The organism is Caldimonas tepidiphila (assembly GCF_003569765.1).
GTDB classification, from domain to species: domain Bacteria; phylum Pseudomonadota; class Gammaproteobacteria; order Burkholderiales; family Burkholderiaceae_C; genus Caldimonas; species Caldimonas tepidiphila.
In genome coordinates this window covers 36,479-58,019 of record NZ_KZ983961.1, presented here as the reverse complement: position 1 = coordinate 58,019, position 21,541 = coordinate 36,479, and the positions used below count along the sequence as shown (strand labels likewise).

General features: G+C 61.7%; 21 protein-coding genes and 3 pseudogenes. 4 read left to right on the top strand and 20 right to left on the bottom strand.

Annotated features, from left to right (window positions below):
- The 5 genes from D3A59_RS25885 to D3A59_RS02280 form a co-directional block, all read right to left on the bottom strand.
- Nucleotides 1-311, bottom strand: a 311-nt coding sequence (locus D3A59_RS25885; RefSeq protein WP_205665080.1) for a hypothetical protein, incomplete at its 3' end; no start/stop codon positions are given.
- Complete coding sequence (locus D3A59_RS25175) at nucleotides 308-631, bottom strand: hypothetical protein (protein WP_157991365.1); 324 nt, start codon at nucleotides 629-631, stop codon at nucleotides 308-310. The genes D3A59_RS25885 and D3A59_RS25175, both read right to left, overlap by 4 nt.
- Nucleotides 628-831, bottom strand: coding sequence for a helix-turn-helix transcriptional regulator (locus D3A59_RS02290; RefSeq protein ID WP_119153313.1), 204 nt, complete (start codon nucleotides 829-831; stop codon nucleotides 628-630). Before D3A59_RS02290 ends, D3A59_RS25175 begins: the two co-directional genes overlap by 4 nt.
- Nucleotides 832-1,199: 368 nt before the next feature.
- Complete coding sequence (locus D3A59_RS02285; RefSeq protein ID WP_119153312.1) at nucleotides 1,200-1,586, bottom strand: hypothetical protein; 387 nt, start codon at nucleotides 1,584-1,586, stop codon at nucleotides 1,200-1,202.
- An 83-nt stretch (nucleotides 1,587-1,669) separates the two neighbouring features.
- Nucleotides 1,670-2,737 (bottom strand): tyrosine-type recombinase/integrase, encoded by a 1,068-nt coding sequence (locus tag D3A59_RS02280; protein ID WP_119153311.1) that lies wholly within the window; start codon nucleotides 2,735-2,737, stop codon nucleotides 1,670-1,672.
- Nucleotides 2,738-2,844: 107 nt separating this feature from the next.
- Here D3A59_RS02280 and D3A59_RS02275 point away from each other — a divergent pair.
- A pseudogene (locus tag D3A59_RS02275) lies at nucleotides 2,845-2,973 on the top strand (cyclic pyranopterin monophosphate synthase MoaC); the annotation flags it as partial.
- Here D3A59_RS02275 and D3A59_RS02270 read toward each other — a convergent pair.
- A complete protein-coding gene (locus tag D3A59_RS02270) occupies nucleotides 2,955-4,427 on the bottom strand; it encodes a PglL family O-oligosaccharyltransferase (protein ID WP_170162278.1) in 1,473 nt (490 codons plus the stop codon). The pseudogene D3A59_RS02275 and the gene D3A59_RS02270 overlap by 19 nt on opposite strands.
- 485 nt (nucleotides 4,428-4,912) lie before the next feature.
- Here D3A59_RS02270 and D3A59_RS26130 point away from each other — a divergent pair.
- Nucleotides 4,913-5,095: pseudogene (locus D3A59_RS26130) on the top strand (hypothetical protein); the annotation flags it as partial.
- 302 nt (nucleotides 5,096-5,397) lie between these two features.
- Here the strand turns inward: D3A59_RS26130 and D3A59_RS02265 are convergent.
- Together D3A59_RS02265 and D3A59_RS25170 are read right to left on the bottom strand one after the other, a co-directional pair.
- Nucleotides 5,398-7,008: an NAD(P)/FAD-dependent oxidoreductase gene (locus tag D3A59_RS02265; RefSeq protein WP_240635899.1), complete on the bottom strand. Its 1,611-nt coding sequence runs from the start codon at nucleotides 7,006-7,008 to the stop codon at nucleotides 5,398-5,400.
- Between the two features lie 489 nt (nucleotides 7,009-7,497).
- A complete protein-coding gene (locus D3A59_RS25170) occupies nucleotides 7,498-9,330 on the bottom strand; it encodes a hypothetical protein (RefSeq protein ID WP_157991364.1) in 1,833 nt (610 codons plus the stop codon).
- Nucleotides 9,331-9,538: 208 nt separating this feature from the next.
- On the opposite strand from D3A59_RS25170, the gene D3A59_RS02260 reads away from it, so the two are divergent.
- On the top strand, nucleotides 9,539-10,003 hold the full coding sequence (locus D3A59_RS02260) for a transposase (protein ID WP_119153309.1): 465 nt from the start codon (nucleotides 9,539-9,541) through the stop codon (nucleotides 10,001-10,003).
- Here the strand turns inward: D3A59_RS02260 and D3A59_RS02255 are convergent.
- The 9 genes and pseudogenes from D3A59_RS02255 to D3A59_RS02215 form a co-directional block, all read right to left on the bottom strand.
- A pseudogene (locus D3A59_RS02255) lies at nucleotides 9,895-10,594 on the bottom strand (IS5 family transposase); the annotation flags it as partial. The gene D3A59_RS02260 and the pseudogene D3A59_RS02255 sit on opposite strands and share 109 nt — an antisense overlap.
- Before the next feature lie 128 nt (nucleotides 10,595-10,722).
- Entirely contained in the window at nucleotides 10,723-11,238 is a 516-nt protein-coding gene (locus D3A59_RS02250) for a pilin (RefSeq protein ID WP_119153308.1), read from the bottom strand.
- 188 nt (nucleotides 11,239-11,426) lie between these two features.
- Complete coding sequence (locus tag D3A59_RS02245; protein ID WP_119153307.1) at nucleotides 11,427-12,197, bottom strand: MBL fold metallo-hydrolase; 771 nt, start codon at nucleotides 12,195-12,197, stop codon at nucleotides 11,427-11,429.
- Between the two features lie 167 nt (nucleotides 12,198-12,364).
- Nucleotides 12,365-13,030, bottom strand: a complete 666-nt coding sequence (locus tag D3A59_RS02240) for an FHA domain-containing protein (protein ID WP_119153306.1) — start codon at nucleotides 13,028-13,030, stop codon at nucleotides 12,365-12,367.
- A 58-nt stretch (nucleotides 13,031-13,088) separates the two neighbouring features.
- The gene (locus D3A59_RS02235; RefSeq protein ID WP_240635897.1) at nucleotides 13,089-13,871 is read right to left on the bottom strand and encodes a Stp1/IreP family PP2C-type Ser/Thr phosphatase; all 783 of its coding nucleotides are present in this window, start codon (nucleotides 13,869-13,871) and stop codon (nucleotides 13,089-13,091) included.
- A gap of 139 nt (nucleotides 13,872-14,010) precedes the next feature.
- The gene (locus D3A59_RS02230) at nucleotides 14,011-14,718 is read right to left on the bottom strand and encodes a TerC family protein (RefSeq protein WP_119153304.1); all 708 of its coding nucleotides are present in this window, start codon (nucleotides 14,716-14,718) and stop codon (nucleotides 14,011-14,013) included.
- A 357-nt stretch (nucleotides 14,719-15,075) separates the two neighbouring features.
- Nucleotides 15,076-15,969 carry a succinate--CoA ligase subunit alpha gene (gene sucD, locus D3A59_RS02225; protein WP_119153303.1) on the bottom strand — a complete coding sequence of 298 codons (894 nt, stop codon included), beginning with the start codon at nucleotides 15,967-15,969 and terminating at the stop codon, nucleotides 15,076-15,078.
- Between the two features lie 23 nt (nucleotides 15,970-15,992).
- Nucleotides 15,993-17,153 carry an ADP-forming succinate--CoA ligase subunit beta gene (gene sucC / locus D3A59_RS02220; protein ID WP_119153302.1) on the bottom strand — a complete coding sequence of 387 codons (1,161 nt, stop codon included), beginning with the start codon at nucleotides 17,151-17,153 and terminating at the stop codon, nucleotides 15,993-15,995.
- A gap of 25 nt (nucleotides 17,154-17,178) precedes the next feature.
- The gene (locus D3A59_RS02215) at nucleotides 17,179-17,772 is read right to left on the bottom strand and encodes a DUF2889 domain-containing protein (RefSeq protein WP_119153301.1); all 594 of its coding nucleotides are present in this window, start codon (nucleotides 17,770-17,772) and stop codon (nucleotides 17,179-17,181) included.
- A 223-nt stretch (nucleotides 17,773-17,995) separates the two neighbouring features.
- On the opposite strand from D3A59_RS02215, the gene D3A59_RS02210 reads away from it, so the two are divergent.
- Nucleotides 17,996-18,181, top strand: coding sequence for a CsbD family protein (locus tag D3A59_RS02210; protein ID WP_119153300.1), 186 nt, complete (start codon nucleotides 17,996-17,998; stop codon nucleotides 18,179-18,181).
- A gap of 24 nt (nucleotides 18,182-18,205) precedes the next feature.
- Here the strand turns inward: D3A59_RS02210 and D3A59_RS02205 are convergent, their stop codons facing one another.
- The 3 genes from D3A59_RS02205 to D3A59_RS02195 all read right to left on the bottom strand — a co-directional run bounded on the left by D3A59_RS02205 (nucleotide 18,206) and on the right by D3A59_RS02195 (nucleotide 21,429).
- Complete coding sequence (locus D3A59_RS02205) at nucleotides 18,206-19,291, bottom strand: alkene reductase (RefSeq protein ID WP_119153299.1); 1,086 nt, start codon at nucleotides 19,289-19,291, stop codon at nucleotides 18,206-18,208.
- 130 nt (nucleotides 19,292-19,421) lie between these two features.
- Entirely contained in the window at nucleotides 19,422-20,030 is a 609-nt protein-coding gene (gene gstA / locus D3A59_RS02200; protein WP_119153298.1) for a glutathione transferase GstA, read from the bottom strand.
- A gap of 124 nt (nucleotides 20,031-20,154) precedes the next feature.
- Entirely contained in the window at nucleotides 20,155-21,429 is a 1,275-nt protein-coding gene (locus tag D3A59_RS02195) for a solute carrier family 23 protein (RefSeq protein WP_119153297.1), read from the bottom strand.
- Nucleotides 21,430-21,541 lie beyond the last annotated feature (112 nt).

The window sequence follows — 21,541 nt, the reverse complement described above, 5'->3', positions numbered from 1 at the left end:
ACCGAGGCTGTCAAGCGCCGCGCCCTAACCGACAGCACCGCCATTTGTGCAACAGAGCCATTTTTCCGACCCTTCTTGGTTGTGATCTCGCCCGACTCGCTGCCGTCGCGGGGCACCGAAGCAGACAAAGCCTGTCCGGGTTTTAGGGAGCCAATCAGGTCAGCAAGCTCTAGCAAGCCGCTGACGTGCCGAACTTCGTAGCCCCCGGCCCACAACTCCCCCAGTGTCGTTTTCTTGAGTTGACCCGCCTCCAGTTCGTACCGCTTGCCGATGGAGTGCGATGCCGTGATAACAGTTATCGGCGCCCTCATCGCTGGCCCCCCTCGGATACACTGTCATCCTTTATGCGATCTGCTGAGGGGCCTTCTTGCCGGGAGGCCCTTTCTTTTTTGGTGGTGTCTACCAGACCCAGGAGGGTCAGGAAGTCATCGATTCGGCCTTGCAGCGCTTGCCCTTGGAGCAGTTCGTCGGGGTTGCCGCCTGCCTCCAAGAGGCCAAGCTCTGCAAGATCGGCAGTCAGCCGGTTTATGGCTCTGCGAGCCGACTTCTTGTCCTTCAGGTCGTTCAGGCTGATTCCCAGCACTGCCAGTGCTACGGCATCTTCAATCGTGATGTGCGGGCGCTTGCTCATTGCTGGCCCTCCTGCTGCTGCTGCGCCGCCGCATTTAGGCCATCGAGCCAGCGTTGCACGTCCTCAGCGCGCCATGCGATGCGCCGGGCGCCGATCTTGAGCGGCGCAGGGAACTTGCCGGCCGCGATGTCGCGGCGCAGCGTCGAGGATGACTTCCGGGTGATCTCGCAGGTTTCGGCCTGCGTCAGGAGTTGAGGCATGGTGCCCGTCCGGTTTGAGGGGCGGGCATCCTTGCGGACAGGCGCGCGCCCCTCGGGGTTGAGGGGCGCCACCAAGTGCGGTCGCTCGATACCGCTGAAACAGCTATTGCAGGATTGCCCTGCGGGCGCTTCCGCCCTCTGAGTCATGTCCGGGCGGCTAAATACGTCCCGGCGACAGCCGCACAGGTCGTCTAGCCAAAGTGGCGTAACCGCTAGACTTGCTGCACGAGCGTCCCCTCCGATACGTTGCCATCAGGAGGTAACGAGATTTTACCCTCGTGCGTATTGTTTTAGAAAGGCATAACGCGCCGTTCGGCGGCAAGGCGCGTCGTTACCTATCACTCCACCATCAATGGGCACTCGTCTGCCTACTCGCCCATGCGCGCCACGGCGGTCCGTGCCCTGTCCACCACGGCCCACGCCCAGGCATCGCGGTCTGTGTCGTCCGTCGTGCCTCTCAGGGACCACTCCGAACGCCGGAACCACTCCAAGAATTTCGTGGTGGGCGCATTCAGGGCGATCAACAGACCGGAGCCTGTGAGGGCTTCGCTGCGCACCTCCACCGCATCGGGCGAACTGTTGGTCACGCCCCGCAGCGCCAGCCAGCGCTGCGCCGTGGACTCGCGCGCCTCCCGTTCAAGGGCAATGCCACTTACCAGCGGCACGTCGTCCCATTCGTCCATCGGCCACGTCAGGCACTTAGCAAGAGTGAACCGCTGGCGCCATGCGCCGCTGGGGGTCTTGTCGTTGTTCATGTTGTCGTCTTGATGCGGCGGCCCCTCCAACCGCCAGTTGATGAAAGCGTGGGCTCCGCTATGGTCGCGCCCATTGTCGTTGCTCAGGCTGCGAGCTTCGCGAGCTTGCCCGCCAGCGCCGTGGCGCTCATGTGTGCGTACCGCGTCAGCATTCGGGGCGTCTTATGCCCACTGATTGCCATCAGTTCCGGCAGCGACAGCGCCCCCTTGCTGGCCCAATGCGACACGGCTTGGTGGCGCAGGTCATGTAACCTCACATCGAAGAGCAGCGTAGGCGACGGCTTGCGCCCCTCCCGGGCGCACTCTTGTTCATACGTCGCACGAGCCCGGCGCACTGTCCGCATGAATGTCATGCTGATACTTTCTACGTGGCCCAAGGGCAGCAGCGCACTGCGTCCCTCCTGTTCCGCCATGCGGTCAAGCTCGCGCAGCGCCACTAAGGCTTCAGGGCAAAGTGGAACGTCCCGGGCGCTCCCGTTCTTGCTGTCGGCCAAGTGCGCCACGGCACGGCTGTAATCGACATCCAAACGCTTGAGCCCGAAAAGCTCACCCCGGCGCATCGCCGAACGGCCCAGCACGGTCAACGTAGGCGCCAACCATCGGGCCTTGCTGGTGCTGGCCTCCTTCAGCAGCCAGCCCCACTCCTCCTGTGTCAGCGTACGAGATCGACCATCGGCCACCCGGGGCTTGCGCACCAGCGCCAAAGGATTGGACGTGATAAGTCCGCGCTCCTTCATGGCCCAAGTGAACACGCCAGACAGCAGCGCCAGCACCCGCACCACGGTTGCCGGCTTGCGGGTCTGCGCCAAGTCGTCACGCCACTGCGACAGATCGAAAGGTGTGATGTCGTTGATCGGCTTGGCCGCGAAGTTGGTCGCTGCGATGAAGTCAAAGCGGTAGACGTAATCTTTGGCGCCCTTCATCTTCACTGCCACCGTGGCGCGGTACTCCGCCAGCGCCTCGCGCAGTGTCGGGACTGCTGGCACTGCTGGGACGGCTTCTACCCAGCGCCCAGCCTCCATGTCAGCCTCTACGCGTCGTGCCCACGCCATCGCATCCGACTTGCGGGTAAAGGTCTTGGCAACCAGCTTGAAGCCGTCGCGCCGCACGCGGGCCAAGTAGCGTCCGCCACGCTCTGTGATCGAAGCCATGAGTATTCCTTTTGAGCTTGTTGGAACACACGTGGAACAGCGCCCTGTCCGTCGCACCCTTCGCTGTGCCTTATCGCCTTATGTATCAAGCACTTAGCGCGTCGTGCCTGCTGACGATCTACGACATGTGCAAGGCGGTCGATCGCGGCATGGTCATTACCGACGTGCAGGTGCTGGAAAAACACGGCGGCAAGTCGGGGTCGTGGGTTGCCGGGGCTCAGCGAGCAGAAGCTTGAAAGTCCCGGAAGGAGAGTCGGACCGGCGTCCTCTCGCACTGGAACGGGGCGGCCGTACCGGGCGCTTGTGGCGCCTCGCAAGCCGAGAAAAACTTCTCTCCCAGGGGGTGACGGAATTCGCGCAGGCGCTGCGCGACATACACCGCCTTGTCGCGTTCGCCGCGCTCGTCAAGCGCGCGGGCGTAAGCGATCATCAACCGGGCGTCGATCAGGCGGTGTAGCGGTCGCTCGAAGGCCTCGAACACCTCCGAAGGCCGCGCCGCCATGGTCACTGCAGCATAATCGGCGGAAGCACCGAACAGCATACTACGGCGCCCCTCGTCGATTCGCTCGGCGAGCGGTCGTGCACCGGCCTCACCGCGCGGGGTGAAGATTTGCGTAATGCGCTGGTAGTCCCATACTGCATAGAGAGTAACAAGTAGCGTCGTGGCGCCCGCCCCAATAAGTAGCACCCCCGGGGCTGGGCTACAAATTGCCGGCATTGCCCTGGAGGGCTTCCTCTTGCAGCCTAACCCCAGGTAAATACCCCAAAGGAAAGCGGACGGCAGCAGAAAATAGGCATACCATAGTGGATATTCGAGCAGGCTGTGGAACAGTACTGCGGCGAGCATCACTAGCGTGGTACGAGCCAGGCCGGCTTGGCTAGGATCGGACAGCACCAGCGCGCCACGCGCGCGCCAGTTCAGCCACAGGAATACGGTGCAGATCGCCATGGCTGCCGGCACGCCTAGTTCCACCGCGAGCTGCAGCGGCAGGTTGTGCGTGTGGTCGAAGAACGCGACCGGCCTGTTCTCGAACGCCGTCAGCGTCCAAGCGAAGTTGAAGTTGCCCCATCCGACGCCAGTCCAGGGCTGGGCACGGATCAAATCCAAGGTGTTGGACCAGATCGCGAAGCGCGAACTGCTGATGTCACTGCCGGATTGCGCTCGTGCCTCGGCGAAGTAGCTGCCACCGCTGTACCAGGTCCACCAAGACAAGACCTTCATGCTTGCTGCCAGCAGCAGGGGCGAGAGGGCTAGCATCACCCGGACAGCAGTCGGCAGCAGTCGGTCGCAGATGCCCCACAGCATCAGCAATCCGCTTAGGAGCATTCCAGTGCGCGAGCCAGTCAGCGCCACGGTGAACATCGCCCCTGTTAACAGCAAGGGGAAGGAGCGGCGCCAGCCGGCATGCCGGGAACCCAGCCATGCAGCAGCGATGGCACCCCACACCAGCAACGTCGCCTGAAGATTGGGTTGTCGAAGATTGCCGACTGCGCGACCCGGCGTCTGTGAGGAAGTAATCCACGTGTTGCCTGCCCACTCGGGCACGAAGAATTGCACAACGCAAACTGCCAGTGCAATCCCTACAGCCCAGGCGTAGCCGGCGAACAGACCAGCAAGCACCCCTTGTGGGGAATCTAACTTAGCAACAAGCGAGAGGCCCAACAGGAAACACGCAGCGCTGCCCATCATCCCGTGCAACACCCCCCCCCCTACCCAAATCGCACTAAACCATACCGGGACCAGGAAAGTGAGCCACAACCCCACATAGATACCCCTACTTGCCGCTCTCCCGCCCACAAGTAGCATCGTGCTCCATGCAAGCCAAGCTGCCGCTTCATTGTAGAGCGCAGGCTCAGGCGAAGTCGTAAGTGCAAAGGATACGGGAAGGAGCGCGGCCGAGAATCCGATCCCAAACTGCACTGCATGGACGGCAAGAAGATTCATGAAGGGCTCTATCGCAACAAAACTGCAGGCTAAGCAGATCGGTCGTGGTTGGCTGAGTATATGTTTTGGATCATCGGGATCATCGAGAAAGCCATCAAGCGTGGGCATTACAAGCTCGATGAGAAGTGGGGACTCGACTTTTGGGGTAGGTATGCCAAGCAGGTGGTGAGCTCCGACCCAGCGAGATCCCGAACGCTCAGAACCTATTCCAGTAGGTCAACTTCAATGTCATGTTGGTACGACAGGAGACGACCATATGGTTGGTAAAGAAGGACGATGGCCGGCGCATCCCAAAGGAGTTGCAGGCACAGATGGCGCTACTGCTACCGCCCCGGCCCGGCCCGGCCCGGCCCGCTCATCCGCTGGTATACCAGAACCATCGTGTCTCGGACCGGGCAGCCATGAACGCGATCTAGTTAGTGCTGCGCATCGCCCTGCGGTGGAACGCTCTGAACACCAGGGGCGCCTGCTAGTGCAACTCGGCCTACCCGAGTCCCGCGCCTTCAAAACCGTGTTGTACTGCGCCCTGTTCGTTGTCTTGTCGCGTCGCCCCACCTTGCCGTCTTGCTTTGTCACGCCTTCTGGCTAACGAGACTCGCAAACGCTGCGTTGCAAACCTGCCCTCCGTCATTTGTGCGCTAATGCCAACAGAGTCCCTTCAAAAAGAATAAAATCCTCGTGAAAACCCAGACATCAAAACATCGAGCCAAGAATTTTAATTTTTGGCAGGAGACAGCCCTTCATCGGAACTTGAAGAGGATTCGCGCCCTTTATAAACCTCCTCATGATAATCATCCCCAATATTGACACTCCATATTTTTGACTTTTCAAAATCACCGCGCAAAATAGATTCGACGGCATATTTCGCTGACAACATCGAGTGATCTTGGTTATTGTACCTATGCATTCCATTGCGCCCAATTAAGTAAATATTCTGTATGCTATCGAGGAAATCTTTAACCACGTTAAATCTTTTATATGCCCCCCCGAAATATCCAGGGTAAGCTTTAGGAACACGAATTACTGTAGCGTCGAGTACATCACGCTCGCTTGCCAACCCCAAAAAACTCATTTCTCTTACGGCAAGCGACTTTAAATCCTCATCCCCCATGCCCCACAATTCATCATCCTCACGGGCAAAAAACTCCAATCCCACCCACACCGTTTCTGGATCAGCCACCATATATGGGCTCCAATTATTAAATATTTGCAAGCGACCAACCTTTACTCCAGGCTCCTGAATATAAATCCAGTTGTCAGGCAGAGAAATATAATTCTTAGTCCCCGCATTATTTTTAATCCTTTTGTAAAGCAATCCGACCGTGATGAAATCACGATACTGCAGTCCACCAGCTACACCCCTCACTTCTGCAGCGGGAGCAGGTCTTAGCGCCTCCATTAAATCTTTAATAGGCATAGTAGAAACCACATGGCGCGCATCGAACTCCATCTGCCCGCCACCTTCCTTAAATGCCTTCACGGTTGAAATTATATTTTCGTTGCGCTCAATTATGTGGACCTTAGCACCCAGGATAAGACGCCCCCCCATCGCCTGAAATTTCCTCGCAACCTCTTCCCACATCTGCCCCGGACCATACTTGGGGTACAGAAACCGCTCAATGAGAGATGTTTGCTCCACAGCTTGATGCCGCCACACCCCCTGTTTAAGACCGTGGATCAAGGCCTTCCCTACCGAGAGGCTTTTAATGCGCTGCGCCCCCCAATCAGCACTGATTTGATTGCAAGGGACACCCCACACCTTTTCTGTATACTCCTTAAAAAACTGACGATAAAGCCTAGAACCAAATCTGTTGATAAAAAAGTCTTCCAGACTTTTTTCCGGCGAAATAGGGCGCGCCATTGCTGCAGCATAACTCAAACCAAACTGAGCGGACCTACCCAAACCCAACTTCCTCAGCATTCCCACGCTAGGCTTTAATGGGTAGTCAAAAAACTCCCCCCCATAATATATTCTAGACAATCTATTCCGCAGAAGCATAACTAGATTGCCACTTTCGCGACCACTTAATACCCCAGCCCCCATCAGTCGCTCCGAACCTTTATATGCCAAACGGAAGTCTTTTCCATCCATCCCCTCGCTTGGCATAGCAACCGGCATAATTTCCCGCCACCAGTCCATCACCCAGTCAGATTTTGAAAAAAAGCGATGCCCTCCAATATCAATCCTATTTCCCTTGTAATTTACAGTCCTAGAAATCCCTCCGATTTCCTGTGTTGACTCTAAGATCACTACCTCTTGACAACCTGCCCTAACAAGCTCCAGTCCTGCCGTAAGCCCTGCAGGCCCCGCGCCAATTATCACCACTTTATTCAATTTAAAATCCTTCAATTATATTTTCAAAAATTTATTTACTAAAATTAAAACTAAATTTCTTAAATCTATTTGACGTCTTTCAAAATAAAGCCATTTTTCTTTAAAATACTTTGGCGAAAAATATAGCTTAAGAAGAAAACAATAATTGTTGCCACGAATTTTGCCTCAAAAATGCTCCTATCAAAGCTCTGAATTAAGAAAAACATGACAATTTGCGTGGCAAACAGACCAAGAATACCTATCATTAAATAAACAGAGATGAAAATAGGAGTCACAAAATTTTGTTTATAAAAATCAAAGCCAAGAGTACAAATAAAATTTACAACAATCCCGGCAAAAAACGCCCCCCCCCAGCAAACCACCAACCCCAAGATAAAAGAATAAAAAACATAATATAATCGACGCCCATAGCTGCTAAGCTCGCAAAAAAATAGCGAAAAGCAAATTCTTTTTTATTCAAAACAACTCCATGGATAAAATTTATGAATTTCGCCGTTTTCCGCAGTCAAAAACAGAAACCACCCCCCCCTTGCTCAATATAAATTGAGTATCTGAATAATCAGACTTGCCTCTCAAAATAACAAAATCCAAAATCTCATCCTCGCAAAGAAATTCAACTCCAGATAACATCAAAGATTTGTTTGGAAAATATTCCTTTGCCAAAAATAAAGGATTTTTTGAACCCCTTGCAACTTGAAGGCGAGTCAGTCTTCTTTTGAGCTCCAGCGACATATCTCTGTCAAATAGAGCGCTTGCCCCCTGCAAGGGCGAGGCATAAATTGCACGCCCAAGATAAAGCCAAGAATCAACCGCCTCGCCGTCCCAGTGGACAACTGAGCCGACTGGAATGAACGACTTAAGTGCGCCAACCCCCAAATCTTGAGGAAACTCATTCTTTTTATTGCAAAAGGAAAAAATTCCTGCTGCCGCGAAAAATACACCTATCGCATTTAATACGCACCTAGCTCTTGCAGGGAAATAAACTCTACGCAACGCAACCGCCACAATAAAGCCTCCGCCAAATATAATAATCAGGGATGAGGCAAAGAAAGATATGAATCCGGCCTCAGACGCCAACAGCCTAAGGCTCTGAAAATTATATTGCGTCTCCGAGAGAGCATGAACTATGGCAACGAAAAAAATGCCTTTAATAAGCAAATTTTCCGCCTTAAAAAATTGCTGCGGACTCGTACCTTTCCACACCAAAGACATTGCAACCGCCACCAAAGCCAAAACAAGGGAAGTTGTCTCACCCCCAAATAGAAACATTGCTGCAGCTAGAATAAAAAAATTCTTTCTATTTTCAGCAGAAGTAGAGTCGGAAGTAATGCCACCAACGACAGACAATATGGCTGCTATCTTTACAATCCAAAGAACGCGCCAAAGCTGCAATTGAGTTAGCAGCACATTGTTCAAACCATCCCCTATTACCCAAGCCACTAGCAATAAAGCACCGACGCAAGCTAAAGCCCAGCAGAGTTTCTTTAAACGATCATGCCCGCCCCCCCAAACCTGAGCACCTAGGAGTAATACCAACCAAAAGAATGCCTGCGCCACATCTTCTATAGGCCAAGCTCTAAAGAGAACATATGCATTTCGCGCCTCAACAACGGAAAGCCACTCCTTATCAAAAAACGAGGAAATTCGAAAAAAGGGGTCTAGACGTGCAATCCACAGCCCCAAGAATATAAATACTCCCCCGACTATCGCCTTGTTGCGTCGAGACGGGGATAAAAGAAAAACCCCCACCATCGGTCCTGGCAGTGCCATAAGGGGATGCAAGGAAAAAGCGACTAAAGACGCCCCCCATCCTTTAATTGCGTTACCACCAACAAAGAAGGACAAGGAAAGCAAAGAAGCCGCTTCCGCCCATATACGAGGCGTTACAAACGGCTCTCCATAAGAAAATATTTTATATGCGCCATAGTAAGGATGGATAATTAAAATAGAAGAAAACGCTATTACCGCCCGCTCCCAGGAAAACAATGCTAAGCATAAATACAGCAAAGACCCAAGCCAAACAAGTTTTCCAAGGATTGCCAATAAGAGAGTCGCCCCATCTAATCCGCACACCTCAATCAGATAAGAATACGCCCATCCAAATATCGAGTAATCTCCCTGTGTTCCATAGGAAAAAAATAGATCTTGCTTAAAATTTTCTCGGCTCAAATGATTTAGAGCATCTGCTGCGTAAAAAATCGCATCATGCACCATTCCCTCATAGGGACGGGCCAAAAACCAAATGGCGACAGACATGCATGCCCAAAACAAGCCAAAGTCTTTTAAAATGCAGGATGAATAAAAATTTTTCACGGAACATTTATGCATAGACAAATCCAAACAGCAAAATCTCACACCAATTAAAAGTGAGAGATTTAATAGAGAGTCACATCACATTAGAAATGTGTTATGCACTTCATCCCATTACCCACATTTTTTCAACGGTCCTGCGCGCCCCACGTAGGGCCTTTGTAAATCAACAACTTATCAACGCCGCTCAGCGTCCACTTCCAGCACGTCATTGACACCGTGGAGCGCGACTACGTCCGCCGAGTTCAAGAAGAATCTGGTGCTCGACAACGCCAGCATCCACAAGACGCCGCGCATTCACCGTTGGTTGGTACGCCATCCACTCGCACCTCCGCACTTCACACCAAACTCGGCCTCCGAGCTGAATCTGGGGGAGTACAGGTTCTCCGTCCTCATGGCCCGCCAACTCAAGCGAGGCCGATCCCGCTTGACACCTGCACTCGAATCTTCTGTCCATGCCTACATCGTCGAAAACAACGCCCCTCTCAAGTCGTTTGCTTGGATCAGTACAGTACAGCCAACAAAATATTTTCTTCGGTTGCCTCTTTCTTCGAATGAATTTCTAACTCACACCACTAGAGCGTGTTGTGCACTTTCTCCCAAGGCCCAGAATGTCACCGCGTTAGGCAGCATGAGCATGGCGAAGACGACGAAATGCAGCGCTGCGAGCACCTGAGGCATGCGCTCGAAGTCGCGCGATAGACGCCGGAATCACGCCAGCCAGGCAGAGCTGCGCTCCACCACCCAGCGCCGGGGCAGCAGCGCGAACCCCTTCTTTGCCTCGGACAGCCAGCCTGACAACCTCCAACTCGATCCCCGGCGCCTGGGCGTCCTCGCGGGCTTGCTCGCCTGTATAGCCTTGGTCGGCCCAGGCCAGCTTCACCGTTTCGCCCGTGGCCTTATGCACCGCCTCGCACAACTACCTGACTTGCGCACGCTCCTGCTCGCTGGCATCAGTGATCGTCAGCGCGGCCAACTGCCCCAGCGTGTCCACGGCCATGTGCACGTTCTTGTAGCCGTCATAGCTCGCTCGCGGGCCGCTCTCGCAACTGCTTTGTAGCGTGCGCCCGTCGAGCGCCACGGCCCTGAGCTGGCCCTTGCGACCTGCGGCCTCACGGATGATCGAGCCCATGTCGCTGACCAGCGCCTCAAAGCAGCCCCCCTCGCTCCCGCGGCGAAACTTCTGATATACCGCGGGCCAGGGCGGGAAGTCGTTGGGCAGCATGCGCCACGGCGCTCCGCGCCCTTGCCAGCGCAGCGCGTTGAAGTTTCTATCAATCTTCTAGACGCCAATCACCGCAGGCTCTACCTAAAAAAAGCGAGCGCAGCACAGGCTGCGCTCGCTTTTTGGCGATCCCGCTTGGTACGGGCAGGGGTAACGAGACTCAGGCCAGATTAGCTGGCAGCGCCCTTGCAAGCGGTCGGAACATACTTGGCGGGCATGGGGGTGGTGGAACCGGTACGGCACACGTAGACGAACGGAGCACCCCCGTTTGCGGCGAGGTTCAGTGCCAGAGCAGTCGGCGCCTCCAGACGAGCCGTGGCTTGGGTAGCGGGGATATAACGCAGCGTTGCGCCGTTGGCAACCGTGCTGTCGTAGGTGATGGTGATGACGCCATCAGCTGCGGACTGTACGCTGGCCACATTCTTGGTGGCGGCCGGCGGCGTAGCGTTGATCGCGTCGCAGTCCGTGTCGGTGGTCGTGCCGCAGATCATCGAGCGCGGACCGGACGTCGTGAACGTCTCAGAGATGGCCGTCTTCAGACCCGAAGCCAGCGACAGGCCTTCGGTCACGCGTGCACGGACAGTGTAGTCCTGATAAGCCGGCAGCGCGACAGCTGCGAGAATGCCAATGATCGCCACGACGATCATCAGTTCAATGAGGGTAAAACCTTGCTGGATGCGCTTCATGGATCTCTCCTGAGTGGTTGGTGGAAGCGCAGAAAGAAACGCAGAAGCCGTGCCACACGGCGCTTGTGCCAACTATCGTGAGATAGTTGGCATTCCAGCCTGTCCAGCCCCACCTGCAGAGACAAGTTCTGTCTCCCCCTCAACCAGCAGGTGACAAATTGCGTCAGTCATGACAGAACTTGAAGTCCTTACAGGGGCAGCACCTGCCCTGCTTGGAGATGGCCGATGGCGTGATCCAGGCGCAGGGCCCGGACCTCCGCCGCCACGCTTGCCATCTCGTCCGGCTTGGTATGGGTGATGAACACGGGCACGCCGGGGGGCAGTTCTCCAAGGCCCTGCGCCAGCGTGCATGGCGAGAGGTGGCGGCTGAGGCGCGCGAGTTCCTGCTCGCGGTCGCTGAAGGCGGTCTCGATCACGAGCGCGCCGATCCGCCGCCCGGCCAGCAGCGGCCACAGCGCCGGGTTGGGCCCGGTGTCGCCGGTGTAGACCCACCAGGGCGCGTCCTCCCGCGCCTGCCGCACCGCATAGCCGACCGCCGGCACCGTGTGCTCGGCCGGCAGCACCTCGATCTCATGGTTTCCCAGCCGCAGGCGCTGGCCGACCCGCAGCGGCTCGAAGCGCAGCACCGGCCGCTCGGAGCTCGGCAGCCGGGTGAAGTCGGGCCAGATCACGTTGTTGAAGACATGCGCGCGCAGCGCCGCGAGCGTCTCCGGCAGCCCGTGCACGACGATCGGCTGCTTGCGCCGGCTGATCACGCTGTCGGCCATCAGCGGGATCGACAGGACGTGGTCGAGGTGCGAGTGGCTCAGCAGGATGTGGTCGATGCGCTCGAGTTCCTCGAGCGTGAGGTCGCCCACGCCGGTGCCGGCGTCGACGAGCAGGTCCTCGTCGACGAGAAAGGATGTGGTCTTGCTGCCGGCGGCGATCGCGCCCGAACAGCCGAGGACGCGGACGTTCATGTCGGCGCGGCTTTCAGATCAGGATAGGGGCTTGCTTGCTGTCTCGACCGCACCGGGGTGCATGCCGCGCCGACACTGTACGCGCAGCAGGCGGCGCGATGCGGCAAGACCCGGCCGGCATCGCGCAGCAGTGCACGCCGGGCCCGGTTTCCCGAGCTGCCGCGCCTTCAGCCGAGGACGAACTGCATGCGGGTGCCGGCGAGCTCGATGATGTCGCCGTTGCTCAGCGGCACCGGGTCGGCCTCGACCGGCACGCCGTTGACGGTGGGGCGCGTCGGCCCCTCGACATGCGCCAGCACGTAGCCGCCGGGGCGGCGGCTGATCGAGCCGACCTGCACGCCCGGCTTGCCGATGGTGGTGACGACCTTGGTGAGCAGGACCTGGCGGCCGGCGGCCGCGCCGTTGAGGACCTTGATCGAGGCCGACGGCGGCTGGGATGAGCCGAGGCCGCCGAAGCCCGAGGGCCCGCCCATGTACGGCGCGGTGTGGGCGAAGCCCGCGGGCGCCGTGCTGCTGTCGCGCAGCGATTCGTGCAGGTCCGGCGGGTCGTCGCTGACGTAGCAGAGCTTGTACTTGCCGATCTCGACGGTGTCGCTCGGCGTGAGCAGCTGCTTGCGGATGGGCTTGCCGTTGACGTAGGTGCCGTTGGTGCTGTTGATGTCCTCGATGAAGACATCCCGCCCGACGACCTGCAGCACCGCGTGCTCCCCGCTCACGGCGAGGTTGTCGATCACGATGTCGTTGTAGGGGCGGCGGCCGAGCGTGGTCTTGTCCTTCGTGAGCTGGACTTCCTTGATGACCACGCCGTCGAGCGAGACAACGAGCTTTCCCATGCTGGTCCCTCTTGTCCTGAATCTGGGTGTCTTGTGGCAGCGCCGGCGGCTCCGCCGCTCAGCGCCTGAAAGGCCACCATGAACGGCCACCGGCATCGCGGCCCGTGGCGCGCACCAGCACCACGGCGATATTATCCCTGCCTCCGGCAGCGTTGGCTGCGGCGACCAGCGCCGTTCCCGCCTCGCCGAGGCCGACCGGCTCCTGCAGCAGCGACGCGATCTGCTCGTCGTCGAGCATGTCGGTGAGTCCGTCCGAGCACAGCAGCACCGTGTCGCCGGCACGCAAGTCGTGCTGGTGCGTCTCGAGCAGCACCGTGTCCTGCACGCCCATCGCGCGCGTGACGAGGTTGCGGTGGGCGGCGAAGACGGCCTGGTCGGGGCTGATGAGGCCGGCGTCGATCTGCTCCTGCAGCAGCGAGTGGTCGCGGGTCATGCGCAGCAGCCTTCCGCCGCGCATGCGGTAGGCACGCGAGTCGCCGATGTGGCCGAGCAGCAGGCGGTTGTGGCGGAAGACGGCCACCACGAGCGTGGTGCCCATGCCGGCGTAGTGCGGGTTGGCCTGCGCCGCGGCGTGCAGCGCCTGGTTGGCGTTCTCGACGCAGATGTCCATCGCGCGGCGCACGTCGGTGTCGCTCGCGATGCCGGCGGACTCGCCGAGCCAGCGGCCCAGTTCGGCCTTCAGGAAGGCGGTGACCATGCCGCTGGCGACCTCGCCGGCGTTGTAGCCGCCCATGCCGTCGGCCAGTACCGCGAGGCGGGCCGATTCGTCGACGGCGACCGCGTCCTCGTTGTTCTCACGCAGGCGCCCGGTGTCGGTGAGGCAGAAGAACTCGAGCGACAGGGGCGCGGCGGAGAACAAGGGCAGGACCTGGGGCGGCAGCGAAGTCGACCGATTGTGCCCTGCCCGGGAGAAGGGCGGGCCGGGGTTCCCCCTCGAACGGGGGAACGACCGGCTCGCCGGCCTCATGCGGGAGTCGCGTTCAGCCCGCTTCGGAGGGGGTGGGCTGCTGGCGGCTGGCCATCCACTTGCCGAGCGCCAGCACCAGCAGCGCGCCGCCGACGCCCATCGCGTACTTCACCGTGTCGGTCTGCGGCAGGAAGCCCGTCACCGCCGGGTCGCTCACCGCCATCGTGCCGGCGATCCAGCCCAGCAGCATGCCGCCGAGCGTGATGATCAGCGGGAAGCGGTCCATCAGCTTGATGACGAGCTGGCTGCCCCAGATGATGATCGGGATGCTCACGAGCAGGCCGAAGATCACCAGCGGCAGCTGGTGGCCGGGGCTCGCGCCCTCGGCGGCGCCGGCGATCGCGATGACGTTGTCCAGGCTCATCACGAAGTCGGCGACGATGACGGTCTTGACCGCCGCCCACAGCTTGTCGCTCGCCTGGATGTTGGCGTGCTCGTCCTCGTCGTGCGGCGCGAGTAGCTTCACGCCGATCCAGATCAGCAGCAGCGCGCCGACGATCTTCAGGAAGGAAATCTTCAGCAGGGTCAGCGCGAAGAAGATCAGGATAACGCGCAGCACGATGGCGCCGGCCGTTCCCCACAGGATGCCGAGCCGGCGCTGGTTCGGCGGCAGCTTGCGGCAGGCGAGCGCGATGACGACGGCGTTGTCGCCGCCCAGCAGGATGTCGATCATGATGATCGACACGATGGCCGAGAGGGTCTCGGCGGTGAAGAAGTCCATAAATGCTCCGATGACTGACGAGTGCGGGCCAGGTCGGAATGGCAGGGCTCGCAGTGCACACTGCGCCTTCGAGCGCTGCCATCCATGCTGGCATGCATCGAAGGTCTTGCCCGAACCCGCGCGCTCACTGCATCGCAGGCTCCTCGACGGCCGGGAGCATGCTGCTCCGTCCTGACGACCGTTGAGATCCGGACTCGCCACGGGTCGTGGACGCGCCGGACAGGCTACTCCCCTTCAAAGGGCCTTGATTCTGATCAAAAAATCAGGCCGCCACCTCACAGTGTAGGCGACGGCCCGGTGCTCGGCTCTACGTAGGATTGCGCAGTCCGCGCCACGCGGGCGCGGACCGGCGCCGCCTTACAGCAGGCCCTTGAGCAGCTTGCCCATCTCGGACGGGTTGCGCGTCACGGTGAAGCCGCACTCCTCCATGATGGCGAGCTTGGCATCGGCGGTGTCGGCGCCGCCCGAGATCAGCGCACCGGCGTGGCCCATGCGCTTGCCCGGAGGGGCGGTGACGCCGGCGATGAAGCCGACCACCGGCTTCTTCATGTTCGCCTTGCACCACTGCGCGGCCTCGGCCTCGTCCGGGCCGCCGATCTCGCCGATCATGATCACGGCGTCGGTGTCCGGATCGTCGTTGAACATGCGCATCACGTCGATGTGCTTGAGGCCGTTGATCGGGTCGCCGCCGATGCCGACCGCCGAGGACTGGCCCAGGCCGATCTCGGTGAGCTGGGCGACCGCCTCATAGGTCAGCGTGCCCGAGCGCGACACGACGCCGATGCGGCCCTTGCGGTGGATGTGGCCGGGCATGATGCCGATCTTGATCTCGTCGGGCGTGATCAGGCCGGGGCAGTTGGGGCCCAGCAGCAGCGTCTTCTTGCCGCCGGCGGCCTCCTTGGCCTTCATCCGGTTGCGCACTTCGAGCATGTCCTTGACGGGGATGCCTTCGGTGATGCAGATCGCGAGGTCCAGGTCGGCCTCGACCGCTTCCCAGATCGCCGCGGCGGCGCCCGCGGGCGGCACGTAGATCACGGAGACGGTGGCACCCGTCTCGGCCTTGGCTTCCTTGACCGAGGCGTAGATGGGGATGTCGGAGAACTTCTCGCCGGCCTTCTTCGGGTTCACGCCCGCGACGAAGCATTCCTTGCCGTTGGCGTAGGCCTGGCAGCCCAGCGTGTGGAACTGGCCGGTCTTGCCGGTGATGCCCTGCGTGATGACGCGGGTGTCCTTGTTGATCAGGATGCTCATTTGCTTGCTCTTTCCTTCAGGGCTTACTTGACGGCGGCGACGATGGCGGTCGCGGCCTCGGCCATGGTGTCGGCGGCGATGATCGGCAGGCCGGACTCGGCCAGCATCTTCTTGCCCAGGTCCTCGTTGGTGCCCTTCATGCGCACCACCAGCGGCACGGACAGGTTCACGGCCTTGCAGGCGGTGATGACGCCGTCGGCGATGGTGTCGCACTTCATGATGCCGCCGAAGATGTTGACCAGGATGCCCTTGACGTCCGGGTTCTTCAGCATGATCTTGAAGGCCTCGGTGACCTTCTCGGCCGTGGCGCCGCCGCCAACGTCCAGGAAGTTGGCCGGCTCGCCGCCGAAGAGCTTGATGGTGTCCATCGTCGCCATCGCCAGGCCTGCGCCGTTGACCAGGCAGCCGATGTTGCCGTCGAGCTGGATGTAGGCGAGGTCGAACTTGGACGCCTCGATCTCGTTGGGGTCCTCTTCATCCAGGTCGCGGTAGGCGACGATCTCGGGATGGCGGAACAGCGCGTTGGAGTCGAAGTTGAACTTGGCGTCCAGCGCGATCAGGTTGTTCTTGCTGTCGCGGTTGAGCGGGTTGATCTCGACCAGCGACGCGTCGGTGTCCATGTAGCACTTGTAGAGCTTCTGGAACAGGTCGACTGCCTGCTCGGTCGACTCGGCGGGCAGGCCGATGCCGGAGGCGAGCTCCTTGGCCTGGCCTTCGGTCAGGCCGGTGAGCGGGTCGACGAAGATCTTGATGATCTTCTCGGGCGTGGCGTGCGCCACTTCCTCGATGTCCATGCCGCCTTCGCTGGAGGCGATGAACGCGACCTTCTGCGTGGCGCGGTCTGTCACGACGGAGACGTAGTACTCCTTCTGGATGTCCGCACCGTCCTCGATGTAGAGGCGGCGCACCTTCTGGCCCTCGGGGCCGGTCTGGTGGGTCTTGAGCTGCATGCCCAGGATCTCGCCGGCCAGGCGCTTGACGTCGTCGAGGCTCTTGGCCACCTTGACGCCGCCGCCCTTGCCACGGCCGCCGGCATGGATCTGCGCCTTGACGACCCACACCGGGCCGCCGAGCTTCTGCGCGGCCTCGACCGCTTCCTGCACGGTGAAGGCGGGATAGCCGCGCGGCACCGGCACACCGAAGTTGCGCAAGATTTCCTTGCCTTGGTACTCGTGGATCTTCATGGGGGGCTCTCTCTCTGGGGCTGTTCTACAGAGGGTTGCGGGAAACGGTAGCGTCCTCGTCGCCGGGTGGTGCGGGTCGATACCAGTGCGGGTAAAACAGGCGCGCCACCTCGCCGTCGGCGCGCAGTGCATGGCAGCGGTCGAGCTGGAACGGGCGCTCGCCGTCCGGGTCGCCCGCCTCGGGCTTGATCACGGTGCCGGCGAAGGCCTGCAGCACCGCGGTGGGCAGCACCTGCGTCAGCTCGGTGATGTGGGTGCAGGCCGCGGTGCCGCCGAGGCGGCTCTTCACGTCGCGGCGGAAGTTCTGCATCAGGTTGAGTCCCACCAGGCGCGCATAGACGTCGCCGTAGGCGTCGCACTGGCCCGGGTAGGGCATCCATTCGGTGCGGGCGCCCGCCTGCAGGATCCGGAATTGCTCGTCGATCACGAGCCGCAGCGTCATGTCGTGCACCGGCTCGCCGGCACGGCGCACGCCGCCGCCGAGCGGCACGTCGTGCGACTTGACGTCCGCGAGCCGGGCGTCGACCTCCCAAAGCCCGTCCTCCCGCGCATAGACGGCGACGTCGATGCTGCGGCGATGCATGAGCTGGCGCTGGGGGGCGGCCGGAGGAAGGGACATGGTGCCGGTTGCGGGCAGGCAGGTCAGCGAAAACGCCGGACTTTAGCATGCTGCCTTGCATCAAAGCTTTCACCCGGCTGTCGTGGCAGCCCGGATGTCAAGCGCCGGAACCGGGGAGGCGGGCGGCGCTGGCGCGCAGGGAACATCGCTTGCCCCTCGAGGGAGGGGGTGCCGCGCCGCGCGCGGACGCCCTCTTCCCCATCTCGCCAGGAAAGGACGGACCATGAACAGGGACCCTCTCGACGCCAGCATCGAGCAGGCCAAGGGCAAGGTCAGGGAAGCCACCGGCAAGGCGATGAGCGACGACGACCTGCACACCGAGGGCCGCATCGACCAGGTCTCGGGCAAGGCGCCGCCCGAGTACGGCGACGCCAAGGAGCGGGCCAAGGACAACCTCGACCGGCTGTGAGCGCCGGGGCGGCGCCCGCGCGCTTCAGCCGAGCGCCGGATAGTCGGTGTAGCCCTCGGCCCCGCCGCCGTAGAGCAGTTGCTGGCGCAGCGGGTTCAGCGGCGCCCCCTCGCGCAGCCGGCGGCCGAGGTCCGGGTTGGAGATGAAGGGCTTGCCGAAGGCGACCAGGTCGCCCCGGCCGCGGGCGATCACCTCGTCGGCGAGCGCGCGGTCGTAGCCGTTGTTGACCATCCACGGCCCCTCGAAGCGGCGGCGCAGCGCCTCCCAGTCGAAGGGCGCGAAGTCGCGCGCAGCGCCCGTGGCGCCCTCGATCACGTGGCAGTACATCAGTCCCAGCGGCGAGAGCTGCTCGACCACGTGGTTGAAGAGCGTCTGCGGATCGCTGTCGGAGGCGTCGTTGGCGGGCGTCACCGGCGACAGGCGGATGCCGGTGCGCACCGCGCCGATCTCGGCGGTGACGGCGCGCATCACCTCCATCAGCAGCCGCGCGCGGTTCTCCACCGGGCCGCCGTAGGCGTCGGTGCGGCGATTGCTGCCGTCGCGCAGGAACTGGTCGAGCAGGTAGCCGTTGGCCGCGTGCACCTCGACGCCGTCGAAGCCGGCGGCGATCGCGTTGCGCGCCGCGATGCGGTAGTCCTCGACGATGCCGGGCAGTTCGTCGGCGGCCAGCGCGCGCGGTTCGGACACGTCGACGAAACCGTCCTTCACGAAGGTCTTGGCCCGGGCGCGGATCGCCGAGGGCGCGAGCGGCGCCGCGCCGCCCGGCAGCAGCGAGACGTGGCTGATGCGGCCGACGTGCCAGAGCTGGATCACGATGCGGCCGCCCTGCGCGTGCACCGCGTCGGTGACGGCACGCCAGCCGGCGATCTGCGCGGCCGTGTGGATGCCGGGGGTGTCGAGGTAGCCCTGGCCCATCGGGCTGATCTGGCTCGCCTCGGTGATGATCAGGCCGGCGCCGGTGGCCGGGTTGGCGCGCTGGCGGTAGTACTCGACCATCAGCGGCGTCGGCGTCTGGCCGGCCCCGGCGCGGTTGCGGGTGAGCGGCGCCATCACGATGCGGTTGGGCAGCAGCAGGTCGCCCAGGCGGATCGGATCGAACAAGGTCGTCATGCGGGTGGTTTCTCCGTGGGGCGTGGAGGGACGGGAGCGGGAATGCGGCGGCCCGGCCCGAGCGGGCCGGCCGCCTGCCTCGAAGGAAAGCGAAGAAGGCGCGGGGGCGCTGCGGCCCCCACGGGGACGCTCAGCCCGCCAGGCCCTCGGCGCGCAGCGCCTCGAGCACCGCGGGACGCGCGGCGGCGCGCTTGACGAAGGCCGAGAGGCCGGGCCAGCGCGGCAGCTCGATGCCGACGAAGTTGCACCAGTTCAGCACCGTGAACAGGTAGCCGTCGGCGACGGTGAAGGTCTCGCCCATCAGCCAGGGGCCCTCGCCGAGGCGCGCCTCGACGTGGTCGAAGCACTTCGCGAGCCGCTCGCGCGCGAGCTGCTTGGCCTCCTCGGGCATCGCCGGGTTGAACAGCGGCGAGAAGGACTTGTGGATCTCGGTGCCGATGAAGTTCAGCCACTCGGCGAGCCGGTAGCGCGCCATCGTGCCCGGCGCGGGCGCGAGCTGCCGGTCGGGCACGCGGTCGGCGATGTACTGCACGATCGCCGGGCCCTCGGTGAGGCGGTCGCCGCCGTCGAGCTCGAGCAGCGGCACCGAGCCCATCGGGTTGATCGTGCGGTAGTCGCGGCCGTCCTCGGTGACCTTGCTGCGCAGGTCCACCTTGACCAGCTCCACCGGCAGCCCAGCCTCGCGCAGCGCGATGTGCGGCGACAGCGAGCAGGCACCCGGCTTGTAGTACAGCTTCATCAGACTCCTCCTTGCGATAGGGACGGGCCATGCTAGCGCAGCCGCGCCGGGCTTGCAGGACGGCGCCGCCGCACCCCGCCCCTCGCATCGGGACGGCCGAGCGCCGGGCAGGCGCCCCCGGCGCTCACGCCTTGCGTTGGCGCAGCAGCAGGTGCAGCAGGATCGCGCCGAAGGTCGCGGTGCCGATGCCGCCGAGCGCGAAGTCGCCGATCTTCAGCGTGTAGTCGCCGGTGCCGAGGATCAGCGTGATCGCCGCGACGATCAGGTTGGTGTTGTCGGAGAAGTCCACCCGGTTGTCGACCCAGATCTTCGCGCCCGCGACCGTGATCAGGCCGAACACGACGATCGACACGCCGCCCATCACCGCCAGCGGCACGGTCTGGATCAGCGCGCCGAACTTCGGGCTGAAGCCGAGCAGCACCGCGATCAGCGCCGCGACGACGAACATCGCGGTCGAGTAGATGCGGGTGGCGGCCATCACGCCGATGTTCTCGGCGTAGGTGGTGACGCCGGTGCCGCCGCTCGCGCCCGAGACCATCGTCGCGATGCCGTCGCCGATGAAGGCGCGGCCCATGTAGGGGTCGAGGTTGCGGCCGGTCATCGCGCTGACCGCCTTGATGTGGCCGAGGTTCTCGGCGACGAGGATCACCGCCACCGGCGCGATCAGCAGCATCGCGCCCGGATCGAACACCGGCGCGGCGAAGTTGGGCATGCCGAACCAGGCCGCCTCGGCGATGCGGCTGGCGTCGATCGGCGTGCCCAGGCCGAGCCCGTTGGTGAGCAGCGCGTAGATCAGCGTCGCGACGATCAGGCCGACGAGGATCAGCAGGCGCTGCACCATGCCGCGCGTGAACACCGCGACCGCGCCGACCGAGAGGAAGGTCACCGCCTGCATCCACGCGTCGAAGGCGGTGGGCGCCATGTTCTTGATCGGCACCTGCGCGAGGTTCAGCCCGATCACCGCGACGATCGCGCCGGTGACCACCGGCGGCATCAGCCGCTCGATCCAGCCGGTGCCCACCGCCATCACCACCGCGCCGATCGCCACGTAGAGCGCGCCGCAGGCGATGATGCCGCCGAGCGCGGCGCCGAGGTTGGGGTTGACGCCCTTGCCGGCATAGCCGGTCGCGGCGATGACGACGCCGATGAAGGCGAAGCTCGAGCCGAGGTAGCTCGGCACGCGGCCGCCGACGATGAAGAAGAAGATCAGCGTGCCGATGCCGCTCATCAGGATCGCGACGTTCGGGTCGAACCCCATCAGCAGCGGCGCGAGCACCGTCGCGCCGAACATCGCCACGACGTGCTGCACGCCCATCGCCACGGTCTGCGGCCACGGCAGCCGCTCGTCGGGGGCGATCACGCCCTCGCGCTTCTCGCGCCACTGGAACATCCCGCTCATCGAAACTCCTGTTCTTGTTCGTGCCGCCCCTTGCGGCCGGGCGCAAGTGTAGGAGCGCGCGGGCAAGTCGTGCACCCGGGCAGTGCGTATCGCCCCGGGCATCGGGCTTGCT

What these genes read in the sequence shown, in the direction of transcription:
- D3A59_RS02240 (WP_119153306.1), bottom strand. Translation starts at nt 13,030, where the DNA reads ATGGGAAAGCTCGTTGTCTCGCTCGACGGCGTGGTCATCAAGGAAGTC.
- D3A59_RS02250 (WP_119153308.1), bottom strand. Translation starts at nt 11,238, where the DNA reads ATGAAGCGCATCCAGCAAGGTTTTACCCTCATTGAACTGATGATCGTC.
- D3A59_RS02280 (WP_119153311.1), bottom strand. Translation starts at nt 2,737, where the DNA reads ATGGCTTCGATCACAGAGCGTGGCGGACGCTACTTGGCCCGCGTGCGG.
- D3A59_RS25175 (WP_157991365.1), bottom strand. Translation starts at nt 631, where the DNA reads ATGAGCAAGCGCCCGCACATCACGATTGAAGATGCCGTAGCACTGGCA.
- D3A59_RS02215 (WP_119153301.1), bottom strand. Translation starts at nt 17,772, where the DNA reads ATGTCCCTTCCTCCGGCCGCCCCCCAGCGCCAGCTCATGCATCGCCGC.
- D3A59_RS02205 (WP_119153299.1), bottom strand. Translation starts at nt 19,291, where the DNA reads ATGACGACCTTGTTCGATCCGATCCGCCTGGGCGACCTGCTGCTGCCC.
- D3A59_RS02230 (WP_119153304.1), bottom strand. Translation starts at nt 14,718, where the DNA reads ATGGACTTCTTCACCGCCGAGACCCTCTCGGCCATCGTGTCGATCATC.
- D3A59_RS02210 (WP_119153300.1), top strand. Translation starts at nt 17,996, where the DNA reads ATGAACAGGGACCCTCTCGACGCCAGCATCGAGCAGGCCAAGGGCAAG.
- sucC (WP_119153302.1), bottom strand. Translation starts at nt 17,153, where the DNA reads ATGAAGATCCACGAGTACCAAGGCAAGGAAATCTTGCGCAACTTCGGT.
- D3A59_RS02245 (WP_119153307.1), bottom strand. Translation starts at nt 12,197, where the DNA reads ATGAACGTCCGCGTCCTCGGCTGTTCGGGCGCGATCGCCGCCGGCAGC.
- gstA (WP_119153298.1), bottom strand. Translation starts at nt 20,030, where the DNA reads ATGAAGCTGTACTACAAGCCGGGTGCCTGCTCGCTGTCGCCGCACATC.
- D3A59_RS02195 (WP_119153297.1), bottom strand. Translation starts at nt 21,429, where the DNA reads ATGAGCGGGATGTTCCAGTGGCGCGAGAAGCGCGAGGGCGTGATCGCC.
- sucD (WP_119153303.1), bottom strand. Translation starts at nt 15,969, where the DNA reads ATGAGCATCCTGATCAACAAGGACACCCGCGTCATCACGCAGGGCATC.
- D3A59_RS02285 (WP_119153312.1), bottom strand. Translation starts at nt 1,586, where the DNA reads ATGAACAACGACAAGACCCCCAGCGGCGCATGGCGCCAGCGGTTCACT.
- D3A59_RS02290 (WP_119153313.1), bottom strand. Translation starts at nt 831, where the DNA reads ATGCCTCAACTCCTGACGCAGGCCGAAACCTGCGAGATCACCCGGAAG.
- D3A59_RS02270 (WP_170162278.1), bottom strand. Translation starts at nt 4,427, where the DNA reads ATGATGGGCAGCGCTGCGTGTTTCCTGTTGGGCCTCTCGCTTGTTGCT.